Source organism: Deltaproteobacteria bacterium, assembly GCA_017302835.1.
In the GTDB taxonomy this organism is placed as follows: Bacteria; Bdellovibrionota; Bdellovibrionia; order Bdellovibrionales; family Bdellovibrionaceae; genus UBA2316.
In genome coordinates, this window is the sequence record JAFLCC010000002.1 from 78255 (window position 1) to 91705 (window position 13451).

Annotated in this window: 15 protein-coding genes; 7 read left to right on the top strand and 8 right to left on the bottom strand. The window is 35.4% G+C overall.

Annotated elements, in window-relative coordinates; all coding sequences use genetic code 11:
* Nucleotides 1-36: 36 nt before the first annotated feature.
* The 5 genes from J0M15_02325 to J0M15_02345 form a co-directional block, all read right to left on the bottom strand.
* Nucleotides 37-705, bottom strand: coding sequence for a hypothetical protein (locus J0M15_02325; protein MBN8535862.1), 669 nt, complete (start codon nucleotides 703-705; stop codon nucleotides 37-39).
* 132 nt (nucleotides 706-837) lie between these two features.
* Complete coding sequence (locus J0M15_02330; GenBank protein ID MBN8535863.1) at nucleotides 838-1668, bottom strand: SAM-dependent methyltransferase; 831 nt, start codon at nucleotides 1666-1668, stop codon at nucleotides 838-840.
* A 65-nt stretch (nucleotides 1669-1733) separates the two neighbouring features.
* Nucleotides 1734-2486, bottom strand: a complete 753-nt coding sequence (locus tag J0M15_02335; protein MBN8535864.1) for an ATP-binding protein — start codon at nucleotides 2484-2486, stop codon at nucleotides 1734-1736.
* Nucleotides 2487-2545: 59 nt separating this feature from the next.
* Nucleotides 2546-2704 carry a hypothetical protein gene (locus J0M15_02340; GenBank protein ID MBN8535865.1) on the bottom strand — a complete coding sequence of 53 codons (159 nt, stop codon included), beginning with the start codon at nucleotides 2702-2704 and terminating at the stop codon, nucleotides 2546-2548.
* A gap of 171 nt (nucleotides 2705-2875) precedes the next feature.
* Entirely contained in the window at nucleotides 2876-4174 is a 1299-nt protein-coding gene (locus J0M15_02345) for a hypothetical protein (protein ID MBN8535866.1), read from the bottom strand.
* 137 nt (nucleotides 4175-4311) lie between these two features.
* On the opposite strand from J0M15_02345, the gene J0M15_02350 reads away from it, so the two are divergent.
* Together J0M15_02350 and J0M15_02355 are read left to right on the top strand one after the other, a co-directional pair.
* A complete protein-coding gene (locus tag J0M15_02350; GenBank protein ID MBN8535867.1) occupies nucleotides 4312-4830 on the top strand; it encodes a L,D-transpeptidase in 519 nt (172 codons plus the stop codon).
* Nucleotides 4827-5504 (top strand): M24 family metallopeptidase, encoded by a 678-nt coding sequence (locus J0M15_02355; protein ID MBN8535868.1) that lies wholly within the window; start codon nucleotides 4827-4829, stop codon nucleotides 5502-5504. The genes J0M15_02350 and J0M15_02355 overlap by 4 nt, the downstream gene beginning before the upstream one ends.
* A 70-nt stretch (nucleotides 5505-5574) precedes the next feature.
* On the opposite strand, the gene J0M15_02360 is transcribed toward J0M15_02355, so the two are convergent.
* On the bottom strand, nucleotides 5575-7350 hold the full coding sequence (locus J0M15_02360; GenBank protein ID MBN8535869.1) for a hypothetical protein: 1776 nt from the start codon (nucleotides 7348-7350) through the stop codon (nucleotides 5575-5577).
* A gap of 279 nt (nucleotides 7351-7629) precedes the next feature.
* On the opposite strand from J0M15_02360, the gene J0M15_02365 reads away from it, so the two are divergent.
* Nucleotides 7630-8178, top strand: a complete 549-nt coding sequence (locus tag J0M15_02365; GenBank protein MBN8535870.1) for a hypothetical protein — start codon at nucleotides 7630-7632, stop codon at nucleotides 8176-8178.
* A 241-nt stretch (nucleotides 8179-8419) separates the two neighbouring features.
* Here J0M15_02365 and J0M15_02370 read toward each other — a convergent pair whose 3' ends face one another.
* Together J0M15_02370 and J0M15_02375 are read right to left on the bottom strand one after the other, a co-directional pair.
* Entirely contained in the window at nucleotides 8420-9178 is a 759-nt protein-coding gene (locus tag J0M15_02370) for a hypothetical protein (GenBank protein ID MBN8535871.1), read from the bottom strand.
* Nucleotides 9179-9286: 108 nt separating this feature from the next.
* Nucleotides 9287-10078, bottom strand: a complete 792-nt coding sequence (locus tag J0M15_02375; protein MBN8535872.1) for a hypothetical protein — start codon at nucleotides 10076-10078, stop codon at nucleotides 9287-9289.
* A 250-nt stretch (nucleotides 10079-10328) separates the two neighbouring features.
* Between J0M15_02375 and J0M15_02380 the strand changes: the two genes are divergently transcribed.
* The 4 genes from J0M15_02380 (at nucleotide 10329) to J0M15_02395 (ending at nucleotide 13446) form a co-directional block, all read left to right on the top strand.
* The gene (locus J0M15_02380) at nucleotides 10329-10790 is read left to right on the top strand and encodes a hypothetical protein (protein ID MBN8535873.1); all 462 of its coding nucleotides are present in this window, start codon (nucleotides 10329-10331) and stop codon (nucleotides 10788-10790) included.
* Between the two features lie 54 nt (nucleotides 10791-10844).
* On the top strand, nucleotides 10845-12062 hold the full coding sequence (locus J0M15_02385; protein MBN8535874.1) for a hypothetical protein: 1218 nt from the start codon (nucleotides 10845-10847) through the stop codon (nucleotides 12060-12062).
* 158 nt (nucleotides 12063-12220) lie between these two features.
* Nucleotides 12221-12721 (top strand): hypothetical protein, encoded by a 501-nt coding sequence (locus J0M15_02390; GenBank protein ID MBN8535875.1) that lies wholly within the window; start codon nucleotides 12221-12223, stop codon nucleotides 12719-12721.
* A complete protein-coding gene (locus tag J0M15_02395; GenBank protein MBN8535876.1) occupies nucleotides 12718-13446 on the top strand; it encodes a hypothetical protein in 729 nt (242 codons plus the stop codon). Before J0M15_02390 ends, J0M15_02395 begins: the two co-directional genes overlap by 4 nt.
* Nucleotides 13447-13451: the final 5 nt, after the last annotated feature.

Consider the following 13451-nt stretch of genomic DNA (forward strand, 5'->3'; position numbering starts at 1 on the left):
ATGAAGTTAAATTATTCTAAAAGACATCTCATTTTATTACTGTCGCGTACAAATTCCCAACCTTGAACCGCCAGCTGTGGATCTGCAAATGTAACCAGTTCCGCAGTTATTCGCCTGATCAGTGAAACAAGAAATAGCTACCTGTTGGAAGCAATTTACTTGATTGCCAATGGTGGTAACGGTATTGGACGTTTGTGTGAAGTTAACCCACTGGTAATTGTTAGGTGTTAATGAATAGTAATAGGCTCCAACAGCAACAGGGTTAAAATATTGGAGGGCAACGCAACCCATACCGATACTTCCATTATAAACAGGTCGGTAATTAGCGGGGCAATCACAGAGTGGCATGTAGGAATAATTAGCTCCATAGTTGTAATTGTAATTGGTATAGGGATAAGGCGCAAAACCATATTGAGAATAGTCATTATACAATTGAGGAGAACAAGTTCCAGAGCCATAAGCGCTGACGTAGCCAGGATTATTATAGTTGTAACCATAGCCAGAATTATAGCCACCAGAGTAATAACCATTATATCCATTGTTATAGCCCATATTGGGATTGTTATAATTCATTGTATTTTGATTCATAAGGCACTGATTTGATGGGGGAGCGGGAGGAATGGCGACTTCATTTGAAGAGTTTTTATTATTACAGGCTGCAAAAGCCAACAATAACAAAGAGCTTAGTATGATTTTATTTTTCATTTGTCCCTCATCTTTTTTTTCAATTAGAAATACAATAAAATGAGATCCAAAACCTATGCCGACCTCTTGTCGAAATAAATGACAATTTAGAACAAGGCTATTGTCTATTTGAAAATGAAGTGACTTTAATTGTTACTTTGTTGTGTTCGTGCACATCTTAAAAGCTTCAACCAAAAAACCGCGAGGGACATTGGGAATATTTCTTGGAGCAACTGGAAAGGGCCATCGGGTGGGGGAGACTTCCCCGGTTTGTTTAACGACGGCATTCCAATGAAAACCTTCCATGAATTTTTCTGGCTCGTCGGTACCAAAACGCCAAGGAGCCCCCATTTTTTCCAAAAATTGAAGCTGTCTTTTCATATAAGGTGCTTCAAGCAAAGTGCGACTTAAAATATCAAAGAGCATCACATCCTTGACCGAGGCTAAAGAATTTATTCTTTCAAACAAGGTTACAACTTGTGACTCTTCCAAATACATTAACAAGCCTTCAACCATCCACAAGGTCGGCTCTGATCGTTTCCATCCTGCTCCTTGTAATTTCCCTTGCCACTCCTCGCGCAGATCAACAGCAAGGGCGTGACGTTCGCACCGGAGCGGAGCCTTGGTCAGTTTCATTTGTTTGTAATCTAGAACTTCTTTTCGATCCAACTCGTACAACTGTGTTCCTTTTGGAAAAGAAAGTCGAAATGCCCTGGTATCCATTCCCGCCGCTAACATGACAATTTGTCGAATCCCCTTAGTCAGAGCTTCGGTAATTTTTTGGTCTATAAAGTAAGTTCGCACGGCAATGGCAGGCTGGTCACCGGATTCCTCGATGGCCCTTCGTAAGAGGTCCATGCCCTCGTCCCCGGCTAAGATTTCAGCATAAGGATCAGAGAACAATCTTCCTTCCTTGTCACTGCGTTTGGTTTCCATTGCGCGCATGGCGGCTGTTAACAATGATGTTTTTGCTATGGCATCCATAAACCTCTCCTTTAGAAAGAATATCTATCCTCAAATAGATTCTCTCAAATGTATTCTCTGAAATATTAAAGGAGGAAATTCTCCTGAGTCCAAACTTTTTTGTTAACAATTAATAAATTTTTAAAAGCTTTTGATAAATTGCCAGTGGTTGGAGCCCATTTGACTTCAATAGCCCAATCTTTTGCTGAAACAAAATCCACCTCTCCATTTTGATCCGAGTAATATCCAATTCGCTTTGCCCTTCGCATGAGATTTTCACAGGCGATGGTCTCTGCCAACTGAGCTTCAAAATGCTCGGGAGTTCTTATGCCTGACCAATCGAGAGCGACCCAGTAGATTAATGGATCCGTGAAGTACAATTTCTTTTCCTTTTTCATTTGAAAAATATCTTTTTCAGGATTGTAAGCATAGAGAACTCTGACGGCAAAGGCATGCTCAAGAATGCTGATATAATCTTGAGCGGTGTGATAGCTCATCATCTGTGTGTTTTCTGCTAGAGTTTGCATGCTGAGACTACTTCCCATGGATTTGGCGATTTGCCCAATCAACTCCATCATGTACTGGGGCTGTTTTTTGAGTTTGACAACGTCGCCTTCGATCCAACGGCGATAAGTTTTAATCGCTTCTGCAGGATAGTTTCCTTCGGCGCCAGACTCTGCGAGAGCCGTTGGAAATCCCCCCGTTTTCATGTACAGTCGCAACCCATCCAAGCGAGAAAGCAGAGGCCATTTGGCTTGACTTCTCATTTCGCACCATTCATCAAAATCCATAGGTAACAGAAACATTTCTCCGGTGCCCTTAGCCCACCTTCCTGGCATAAGATCGAGCCCAAATTTTAGATCATAACTATTGGATCCAGTAAGAATAAATTTTTTATTTAAACTTGAATCGGTCGCTTTCTTGATGGATCGCCACTTAAGGTTACTCCTGGAGACAGAGATATTTCAGGGTATTTTCTTTTGAATGGTCCTTGATCTAGGGCTGATAAGTGTTTATCTTCAATCCACCAATTAGTATTTTTCCAAAATAAATTCATAACTTGTGATAGCTTCTTATTTTTGAGAAGTCTACTTCTTATTTTTGAGAAGTGGACTTGTGGAAAAAATTTAACATAATCAGTATGAAAAATTTGATATTGCCTAATTGAATGGCTCAAACAATAGAGTCAATTAAAACTATGGAATTCTTTTTAGTTTTATAAAGATGGTTATGGGTAATAAGATCTTAAACACCGGTTAAAAAAACCGTTTGGATTTTGTGAAAATCGAGCGTATTCAGTTGATATTCTTGCAATGAATGGAGCGAACATAAGATCCAGATGTCCATTTATTTCGGACCTAAAAAATCTCATATTGGGATTTCTTTTTTTCATCTGATCAAAATCTTTTTTAATCAAATCAGCATTTGCTAACTGATCTCTATCGCCAGCTACAACGAAGGTAGGAACGGTTATTGGCGCCATTTTTCCCATATCTTTTTGATTTCTGAATTTCATATTTTTCAAAGAATTAACGATATCGGAGTGTGGATCAGAATGATTGGTGGCTAACATCGCACCAAGTTTAGTTTTAAAATCTCCAAACTCATCTAAATTTCCGACGGCATTAATGAATGGCCGAATAAAATTGTCAGGTATGAATGGGCTTAGTTTATCAAATGCACTTCTTAAAATGGATTTAATTCCATTAATAGTTGAATAAGAGCTTCCTCCCAAGCCAATAGGTAAAAATCCGTTAAAAATTGGCGCTTTAGAGCCAAGAATTTTTGAAATTATTTTCACTAGTTCTTCAACGGCTGGCCCAAGACCCTCTAACGAGTTCGGAGGTGAACCGACAAAGATATTTCCCTTAATCATCTTTTGTCTTTTTCTTCCGGTATCCTCATCATAGACATGACTACCTAAATTATTAATCTCTATGAGTCCTTTTTCCCAATCTTTTAGGGTCATTCCCCCCATTGAAAAACCCATAACCATTAGCTCTCTAGGTGATTCTTTAATTCCTTGATCTAAATTTTCTTGTTTCTTCATTTCTAGAATAGCAGGGATAGTTATGTCGTAGGAACGAACAATATTTACAAAACCATAATCACCAGGTTTATATGGTGTGGTTTTCGACTCTTCTCCAGGATTTCCAGAGCCCAGGTGGTTACTCATAAAAACATCGAAACCCTGATGGTAAAAAAAACGTCCAGCAAACTCCATCATGGAATAATTATTTGTAAATCCATGTGAAAGAAAAATGGCTGGCGCTCCGATTCGACGGTAACGTTTAAAAAATATTTCAATTTTTCTTTTTTCTTGGTGCCTTGATTTTGATTCGTCGGGAATCTCGTCTTCCCAAATAAAGGATTCTTGTTCACTTTGAGCTATAGTCTCAAAATTGGATAATCTAGAGCTTTGTAAGGTCTCATCAATACAGGATTCAGATCGGCAATTTAATTGGGCTCCCCAGCTAGGAACAAAGAAAAAAAACAATAAATGAATGATTCTGGAAAACAACCGCATAGGAAAGTGACGTTCACATTTTATGCCAATAGTAAATATAACCCATAATTTGAGCTATTTAACACAAAAAGGAGCTAAGAGATTCTGAATGTTTATTTTTTTGGACTCCAATCCATTTTTAAATATATATTTATTTTATGAACAACGAGAATAAATCAACAAACGATTCAACAAAGGAATTAATAAAAAAACAAGATTTCTCAAAGAGAATTATCATTAGTAGCGAAAAGCAGACAGCGGAATTATGGCAGGGCGGTACACTTCGAAAAACTTATCTCATTTCAACGGCCCAAAATGGCTTGGGATGCAGCGAAGGCAGTTACTGCACTCCATATGGGAAACTGAGAGTGTTATCAAAAATAGGCGACGGACTTCCGATGGGTGCGGTCTTGCGCTCAAGGGTCTCTACTGGGGAGATTTGGCCTAACAACTCGAATGATTCTGACGAAGATCTTGTTCTGACGAGAGTGCTTTGGCTGGAAGGGGTGGAGGAACATAACTTAAACACTCAATTTCGGTTTATCTATTTACATGGGACCAATCATGAATCCATGCTAGGTAAAGCTGTTTCCCATGGCTGTATTCGTTTTAGAAATAAAGACATTTTAGAATTGTATGATAGTGTTGATGTTGGCACTGAAGTTAAGGTTGTATGAAAAATACTGAAAGTGAATATGCAGGCGATAACTATGAAAGAACTGGAGCTAAATTTAACTTAGATATTTTTCTAAATGCCAGAGAGATGTGTATTTCCACAACTCATAAGATTATCTCAGAAATTCAATCAGGAATGAATGAAAAAGACATCAAAGATTTGGTAGACAAACATTTTTCAAAAATTGGCGTTACTAAATTCTGGCATCCGACGAAAATTAGAATTCAATCAGATACCATGAAAAGTTTTAGGGAATTGTCAGATCCTCATTTGAAATGTGCCATTGGGGATATTTGTTTCTTAGATTTAGGGCCTGTGATTCAAGAACATGAGGCAGATTATGGCAAAACATTTTTAGTTGGAAAATCAGAAACAAATAGTCTGATTCAAACTTGTCATGCGATTTTTGACAGTTGCGCGCAAAAGTGGAAATTAGAAAGATTATCAGGAAAAAAATTATTTGAATATGCCAATGAATTAGCTAAGAAACAAGGTTATAAATTAAATCCGATGATGTCAGGCCATCGGTTAGGTGATTTTCCTCATAAGCTATTCTCCTCTGAAAAATTGTTTGAAATAGAATCAGTACCAACTAAGAATTTGTGGGTTTTAGAAATACACATTATTGATGAATCAAAAAATACCGGCGCCTTTTTCGAAGATATTTTACTTTAAGTCAAATTGATTTGGCTAAAAAACAAGTCGTTTGGAAATATTCAATTGGAACTTCTACAAATATGTTCAATTAAGTTTCAGGATTGTTTTTCAAAGCTGAACAAGAACTAGTTTGGGTGTTTGTGTCAACCAGGCACTTCTCTAATTCGTCGGCGTCTTCTTTTTTAAATTTTTTTTCTGATATCCAATTTCGAGCCCTAGTTTTCCAGTCTGGTCCCTTAACAGAATTATTAATTTCTTTTAAAGCCTGATGTAGATCTTGAGGATTTTCTTTGGCTATAGATTCTAAAAATTCTTTTCTAGGAAAGTTTTCTATTTTCGAAAAGGAAATGGATCGATCCAGTTCTGAAAGCAATTGCTTACGTTCTTTTGCGTTTAAACGAGTATCTGATTTAATACTTTCAATAAGTGAGTTATATTTTTGAGATATACCTAAAATTGCAATTTGTTGATCCCGTTTTAGTTTTCTAGCTTGGGAGAAATTATTTAAAGCAACAGTTCCAGAAAGTGCTGCTAAACCTAAATCAGTTAAACATTCTGAATGATTGATCTGTGAAGTTAATTCAAGATCAATACCGTTATTTTTTTGATTTTCTACACGGGAACAAATAGAACTTTCCATCTTTTGATAATGAGGTGAACAAGAGTCAACAATACTTTTGACGACTTCGGTTGTTGAAATCGACGTATTGGCGACACTTGAAATTACATGTCCTAATTTTGCGGCCCTTTGTGTGGCTATTCCAATTTGTGCCAAACGACTTAACATTAAGGCAGCTCCTCCAAAAAAAATTGTAACCCCCCCAATGACAACAGAGTTTGCTATGGATGAAATTTTTTCTCCTTTTCCGTATTTGGAATCTAGATCACATTGTATTTGAGCAAACTGCGAATTTTGATTAACCTTTCGATTTAATATATTTGCTCCAATCCCTGACTGAATCGTAGCAACTTTAAAATAGTAATCTTTGTCATACATTCCATTTATTTTAGAAAACTTAACTTGTTCTTCTGAAATTGATATGAGCTTTCTGTTGACAACTTGCGATTGAAAACTGTCAGAGTTATCTTCATAGAAATATTTTTTTAATTCATTTAAATCTGGATTTTTTCCAGAGGCATAAGTATTATGAATTTTTTTAATTATTTTAAATTTTACAAAACTGGATACTTCCGGATCTTCAGAAAACAACAAGGAATTCTCTAGAACAGCTATCTCGTTTGTCAACTTCTCTATTTTAAGTTTTGGAGATAAAGTTGGATCCGCTGAAAATACTGGATTACTTGCTTTTATAAAGTTCAACTCCCTTTCCTTTTGCGCAATTTGAAAACTGCTTTCAACAAGTTTATCAACAATTCGTTTTTGGGCTTCTTGGGCTTCTTTTATAGAATTATTATTCGTGGGCTTTGAATCAATATTGCGGTTTGAGGGGCTAATAGACTTCAATTTATTTTGTAATTCTGGAAATTGAACATTTAGCTTTTTATTTGCTTCGTCTTGGTCCTTAAAAGCTGAATTGTCATCCGTGTTTAATCTGCTCCAATAGGTAAATTGACATTGATTCTGTATACTTTGCTCCTTTAGAGCTTCATCAAAATATGATTTCGTTAGCAGGTCTTTGCTGAGGTTTTGATTTATCTGTGACGAGTCCTCAGATTTCGAACAAGTTCCATTGCCTCCGGCAAAACTAGAAGAAGCACACTTTTCTGCAAATTGATTGTACCAGAACTCATTAACACTTGAACGCAACCAATCGTAGGTTTGGGCCTCCGATTTAAATACTAAAAAAGAAAGAATAAAAAATAAATACATTACTTTAAACTTATCGGAAGTGAGTAAAGTCACAGAACACGACTAGAGTATGGTTTAATAAAAAAATTGCGATTTTGTTAGCTCAAGGGCTAAAAAAATAGATTTAATCTCCGATATAAGTAAATGAATTTAGTAAAAATAGTTATTACAATTATGATTCTATTCGAGTCTTGTTTTGGATTAAGACAAATACCACCAAGAGATCAGAGAGAAAAAGCTGTATGTCATACTACTTTTAAGGCAGCCATGCATGGAGTCTTCTACGATGAAAAAGGCAAATTATTGCGCCCGGTGCCCTTGAGTGATTCGTCCATGGTGATTGATTCTAATTTGATTAAAGTTTTTGAGGAAGTGCGAAAAGGTAATGCTGGAATAAGCCGTCAACAACGTTATTCGGCTCTAATTAAACTAATAAAAACGAAAAAAAAACATGGGGAAGATATTCACTTTTGGATATCTAATCGAACAGCGAAAGAAATAAATGATGGAAAAGTTGCAGAATTAATTCCCGAGGGCACTAGACTTGTCCCTATTTCAGATTCGCGATCTTCTGACCTTTATCGCGATTTAAATAGGGAAATTGAAAAACTAGAAGTAGGCGGAGTTAGTGCAACCTCTTATAAGGACAGAGAAACTATTACTGATTTATTTTTTGCAGAGAAAAATAATCAGGGGGTAGTTCCTACATTTGTAACAGCTGATCATCAAGTTATAAGGCCTCTTTGTGCCTTAAATCCACTTTGTGCAGAATTGAAAGGTTATATGAAATTGATTAAAGAACAGTTTGCTGAAGGTTTTGAAGTTACCGTAAAGGACTTATTAGGAAAAGATAGAACAATTCGCGTTATTCCATTTAATTAAATAATGTACTATTCCAGAGGTTTTATACAACGAGGGTATCGTACAAGCTTAATCCATTCCCAGAATGAAATTCTCTTTTAACAATAAATGGAGTTGTAGGTCCATAAGCTGTTCTCCTCTGAAAAATTGTTTGAAATAGAATCAGTAACAACTAAGAATTTGTGGGTTTTAGAAATACACATTATTGATGAATCAAAAAAAGCCGGCGCCTTTTTCGAAGACATTTTACTTTAAAAAAAGGTCAGTTTGTTTGATCAGAACTAGGATATGCAGATATCAGAGTTGGTTTGGCGTCTTTGGGCGCTAACGGGTCAACGAAGAAAATAAGATCGATGTTCATTATAATATTCTGACCTAAATTAATACGTCCTTTAATTTTGAAACGGTCACTATCTTGAAAAAATATTTTTTGATTTGAAAAATGTCGGTAAATCAAAGCTATTTTTTTAACAATATTTAATTGGTCCCAATCTCTTGGGAAAAAATGTTTCATATTGGTTTTGTTTGTATTATGTTTTAGACCTGTTTTTTGTTGAGGAAATATCTCTTGCGGAAAACGAATAGCGGTCACTCCATTTTTAAAAGTTTTAATATCTTGTGGATTTAGTTCAAAATGATTTTTCAGTCCAACATGCAGTGATAGGAATCTATGAAATCCTTCAACAGTATGAAGACCTCCAGATAAAATAAGATCATTGCCATCTAATTTATAATCTCCATAAAGTATATGTGAAAGAGTTTTGGGTGATATTTGAAATGGTAAATTGGTATTTTGAATATATTTTAACGCCTCATCCGATAATGGGGCGCTATTAAGGACGGTAATAATTTCATCAAGGCTGGATTCTTGGTCACTTGAAATTATTGTTGGTTTCTTATAATAATCGAAACACCTATTATTAAGTGAAAAGCCATCTGTTTTTGCATTTGTACTAAAAATTAAAGCAAAAATTAAATAGAAAAACTGGCGAGGTTGGAAAATAGAATTAAATTTAATCATCACATAAATAATTAACAGCAAAATTCATACCTGATATTTTGCTATTGATGTGAAATAATATACAGCCGTAATAACTTTAAACAGTTGTTTTCAACGAAAACAAAAAACTTATTTAGAAAACTTCCGTTCTAAGATCGTATCAGATAGTGTTAGCTCTTTATCATTCATGCTGTTAAACGACAATGTAGCCTTTTGGTGTTCGAAAAAACCTTTATCGTCGTTAAAAAGAAACCATTGGCTAATGAATTGTGCTTTAAGGAATGTATATTTCTCTTCTGGATCAATATTTTCTAGCCAGTTAAGATAAGATTTTTGATCGCAGCTTTTTTCATGAAGGTCAGTTGGAATTTTATCGGAGGTGAGATAGGGGATACTTTTGGTTTCAAGAATATCTAGATCAAGAGTTGCAAATTGGCCTTTTTCGTTACTTTGATGGGTAGCCGGAGCTTTTTTTGGATTTAAGTTGTTTCCCTTCATAAATAGGGTGCAAGAGACAGGAACAATTTCCTTATTTGCCAAAGCGATAGCTTCTTTCTCAGTTTCTTCCCATGCTTGCTTAGAATCCTGTGGAGTCAGTTTACTGGTTGCCAACAGTATTTTTTGATTAATCGCATCTAGTTTAGTTTTATAAACTTTATCTGGAGTTGATTCCATATAATAGCTCAATACATGGTTCAATCTTACTTCAATCGAGTTATCTTTTTTAAAGATTATCGAATGTCTATAATTTGATTTTTCAATGTATTCAATATCTGAATTGCTTTCATTGAGAGCATTTGTTTTGAAACCGTTATAGGTATTTTCATCAAAACTTTCTTTTTGTTCTTCTTTTTTTTCTCCGCAAGAGATAAGACAAAATATAAGAATTGTGAATAAGATTTTAGTTATCGCTGTTTTCATATAGTAGCTCCTTTTTAATAAATTTTTTGACTCATTCATTGAATACATTTTTTATAAAGCACTTGAATTTAAGAAAATAGAACAATTGCGTAAATAGTAAGCGGATTTATTTACTTATCAGTAAACGAAAAAATCTCTATTTACCTTTTTACCTGTCAAAAACAAATACAGCGAAATTTTTTCATAAATAAATTAAAGTCAGTCAAATTTTTAATTTAATAAACACTAAACAAACAAAAAAGGAGATTTTATGAAAATAGCAATTTTGGCGATGATGGTGATTTCATCACTTTCTTTCGCAGCAACTACACCTGAAGTATGTCAACTAGCCATTAATGGTCGAGTTACAGGTGCCATGATCTATAAAACTCAAGGCAGTGGATTTTTTGATCAAGCTTCTCAATACGCTAAACAACATGGAGTGTGTGTGAAAGCTAGCTTATTGTGGTCAAACAATGGTGTTCGAGTATACTCCGCTAATGGGGCTCGAGTTGGTGGTAAAGGTGGCAGCGAGTATTCATCGCTTTCTCAACAAGCAAACTATTCTTGTGTTGATTTCGCTTGTATTGCTGTTGTTGATAGCAAAGCCCAAACTGGAACAGGATATGGAACTGGTACCGTTGTGCGACCTGGTTCTAGAATTTCTACTCCCGCTACACCGGCTTATGTACCTCCTACCTATGTCGAAGTTTCTAGTGGAAGTGCTGATTAATCTGGAATTTCAATCGTGAGTGTTCCTTGTTGGTGTTGATTAGGAGGAGTCTATATGAAAATGTTGTTTTCAATTTGTTACCTCCTTTTCACCACTGTGTGGGGTTCTTTAGCTTTAGCCGAAGAACCTTTACATAAAACCAATCCTGTTTTATTTTTAACTCTGCAAAATTACCGCGTTCTTAGCGGGCGTATTCACAAAATTCTTGAATATCGACTTTCGTCTCTGAATCAATGTTCAGTGGATACTCAAAAAAAATTAAAAATGAGATTTGAAAAGTTACCATTGTATTCTGACAATCGAGAAGTTGTTCTTGATTTTTTATCGTTGTATTCTGATAGCCTGAACGTCGAAAAAAGTTGCCTAGACACTCTAGATAAGAATGAAAGAGGGTTTAAAAATTTTGAAAGGGAACGGTTTTCGTCGATTCACAAAACCTTGGATACCTTGTGTGATTCTTCAAAAAATAGTGAAAACGATTTCGGCGATACTGGGTCGATTGGCAGAAATTGTTATCTGAAAGTTCACCAAGTTTTTTCAGATTTGGATCCTCATTGTGTTTCTTTTCAAGTTCCCAATTTTACGAATTCTGTGGATCCATTTCCCTGTATGATGGCTGACTACATGATCGGTCGATCTATGGTATCTGAAACAAGTTGGGAAAAACACATTCAAAATACCGCTAGGTTTATGGATCAATTGAGAAAGGCCTTTGGACGGCCAAACGCTAGAGAACAAGGAATTAATCTTTGGGAAATTTTTCTTGGATCAAAAAAAGACACACCTGCTTTGCGCGAGGAATTTTTGGCTCAGCTTAATTTTTTCTTTTCATCGTCTCAGTCTGCGAGTTCTTATATCCGTGGTTTTCATGATCATGTTTGGCAGTTCATTTTAAGGAAAACAAATTCACCTTCTGTGACTCTGGACTATTTCTTATCAACTCGAATCCAAATTAATGAATTTCAAACGGTTTACAATTGGGCCGTAAAGAATAATTATCCAATGAACATTCAAGGTATCCAGATGGCCGGAAAAAATCGTCATAACTTTATGGCTGCCTATTTAGCTTGTCATTATCGAGAAGAAAACAGTGTTTTTTTTGAATCATTACCTGTAATGCTTGGATATGCCTATGAATCTTTCGACTTAAAAGCGCATCTTATTGAAGATAAGGATAGTTTTGAAGTAGCAAAGGAAAATTTTGTTATAGATACCAATAGGTATAGAACCGGCGTTTATTGGGGTTATCGATTTTGTAAACAGCAGTTCTAGTTTTTACCACTCTGATCTTTATTTTACCTTCACTTGGCCCCACACCCTGCGCTTAGGTCTAGATATTCAAATGAAGTTAAAAGCTATGTACCACTTTGACAAGGAATAAAGACCAAAGGTACTATAATTAAAGAATTCTCGTTGAGAGGAGTTTAATTATGTTAAAAATATTTTTCGGAGCTATTCTTTTTTCTTTTTATTTGTTGGCCGCAATTCCAAGTTCTTCTGTGTCAACAAATAATATATTGAAATTTCAGGGGGCCTTATCTGGGGGTCAAGCCGGCAATGGTTTTTCTTTACTTAAGTTAGATAAAGTTTTTTTTCAAAATCTGAATTCTGAAAGATGGATTGTGGATGTTGGAAATATCAAAGGGAAAGAGAATAAGGGATTGCCTGGTTATTACCATGTCCAATTACAAAAAAATCCACCTCAAGTTATTATAAACTTTAATCAAATGCCAGTGTCGTTAGTCGATGAACTTCAATTATCAAAGTTTATAAAAGATTCTATTTATGTACGAAATGGCAGATTGTTATCTGACCCTACTGATAAAACGCTAACTTTAATTTTAGATTTAAAGAAGCCATTGCAACTTAAAGTATTGCAAATTAAAGGACAGAAAAAAACAAGTAAACTTGTTTTAGATATGTTTTTATGAAATATGTTTTTATTCTATTTTTATTTTCAATCCAAATTTCAGCTAGGGTTTTAACTTTAAGTCAGGAAAAATTTGCAAGTTATTTTTCGGGTGAGATGAGTTCCTCGCTATTGAAAACAGCACCTTTTGATGATATTGTAACGGCAACGGATTCTTTCTCAGATGAATATAAGCTAGGGATGGGGGGAGAATTTGGATTTGTGTATTCAACACCCTATGTTGGTTGGCGCTTTGCTTTTGAAATTTTGAAGCCGGGAAAGCTTTCTGATGTTACGGCTTCACAATCTGGAACAGTTAATTATTTAGTTTCAAGTGATGTCACTGTTGTTTCACCTAAGTTAGGGATAGAAATTCATTTGAATAGACTGCCAAGTTCGCGAATTTATTTATTCGCTTGCTATGGATCGTCAAATTTAACAATGACAAATACATTTACTGGAGTTGTCGTATCGCCAAATTCAGACCATGAGGTTCCATTGAAAAGCACTGCTCCCTTGATGGTTGGAGGCTTTGGAATGGAGTGGTCTTTTGTGGATACAACTACTTTTGGAATCGAACTTGGATATCGAAGTTTAGTATTTAGTGAAATTAAATATGCCAAAGATGTTACATCATTTTCTGGATCCAAAGTGGCTGGCGATCTCTATCAAAATACATTAGGTGAAAACAAGACTTTGAATTTTTCATCATACTTTGGGGCTGTCACCTTTAGATTTTGGCTCTAATCAAA

Excerpts from the sequence above, each read along its gene's own strand:
- J0M15_02325 (MBN8535862.1), bottom strand. The coding sequence starts at position 705 with ATGAAAAATAAAATCATACTAAGCTCTTTGTTATTGTTGGCTTTTGCA.
- J0M15_02330 (MBN8535863.1), bottom strand. The coding sequence starts at position 1,668 with ATGGATGCCATAGCAAAAACATCATTGTTAACAGCCGCCATGCGCGCA.
- J0M15_02335 (MBN8535864.1), bottom strand. The coding sequence starts at position 2,486 with ATGCCAGGAAGGTGGGCTAAGGGCACCGGAGAAATGTTTCTGTTACCT.
- J0M15_02340 (MBN8535865.1), bottom strand. The coding sequence starts at position 2,704 with ATGAATTTATTTTGGAAAAATACTAATTGGTGGATTGAAGATAAACAC.
- J0M15_02345 (MBN8535866.1), bottom strand. The coding sequence starts at position 4,174 with ATGCGGTTGTTTTCCAGAATCATTCATTTATTGTTTTTTTTCTTTGTT.
- J0M15_02350 (MBN8535867.1), top strand. The coding sequence starts at position 4,312 with ATGAACAACGAGAATAAATCAACAAACGATTCAACAAAGGAATTAATA.
- J0M15_02355 (MBN8535868.1), top strand. The coding sequence starts at position 4,827 with ATGAAAAATACTGAAAGTGAATATGCAGGCGATAACTATGAAAGAACT.
- J0M15_02365 (MBN8535870.1), top strand. The coding sequence starts at position 7,630 with ATGGTGATTGATTCTAATTTGATTAAAGTTTTTGAGGAAGTGCGAAAA.
- J0M15_02370 (MBN8535871.1), bottom strand. The coding sequence starts at position 9,178 with ATGATTAAATTTAATTCTATTTTCCAACCTCGCCAGTTTTTCTATTTA.
- J0M15_02375 (MBN8535872.1), bottom strand. The coding sequence starts at position 10,078 with ATGAAAACAGCGATAACTAAAATCTTATTCACAATTCTTATATTTTGT.
- J0M15_02380 (MBN8535873.1), top strand. The coding sequence starts at position 10,329 with ATGAAAATAGCAATTTTGGCGATGATGGTGATTTCATCACTTTCTTTC.
- J0M15_02385 (MBN8535874.1), top strand. The coding sequence starts at position 10,845 with ATGAAAATGTTGTTTTCAATTTGTTACCTCCTTTTCACCACTGTGTGG.
- J0M15_02390 (MBN8535875.1), top strand. The coding sequence starts at position 12,221 with ATGTTAAAAATATTTTTCGGAGCTATTCTTTTTTCTTTTTATTTGTTG.
- J0M15_02395 (MBN8535876.1), top strand. The coding sequence starts at position 12,718 with ATGAAATATGTTTTTATTCTATTTTTATTTTCAATCCAAATTTCAGCT.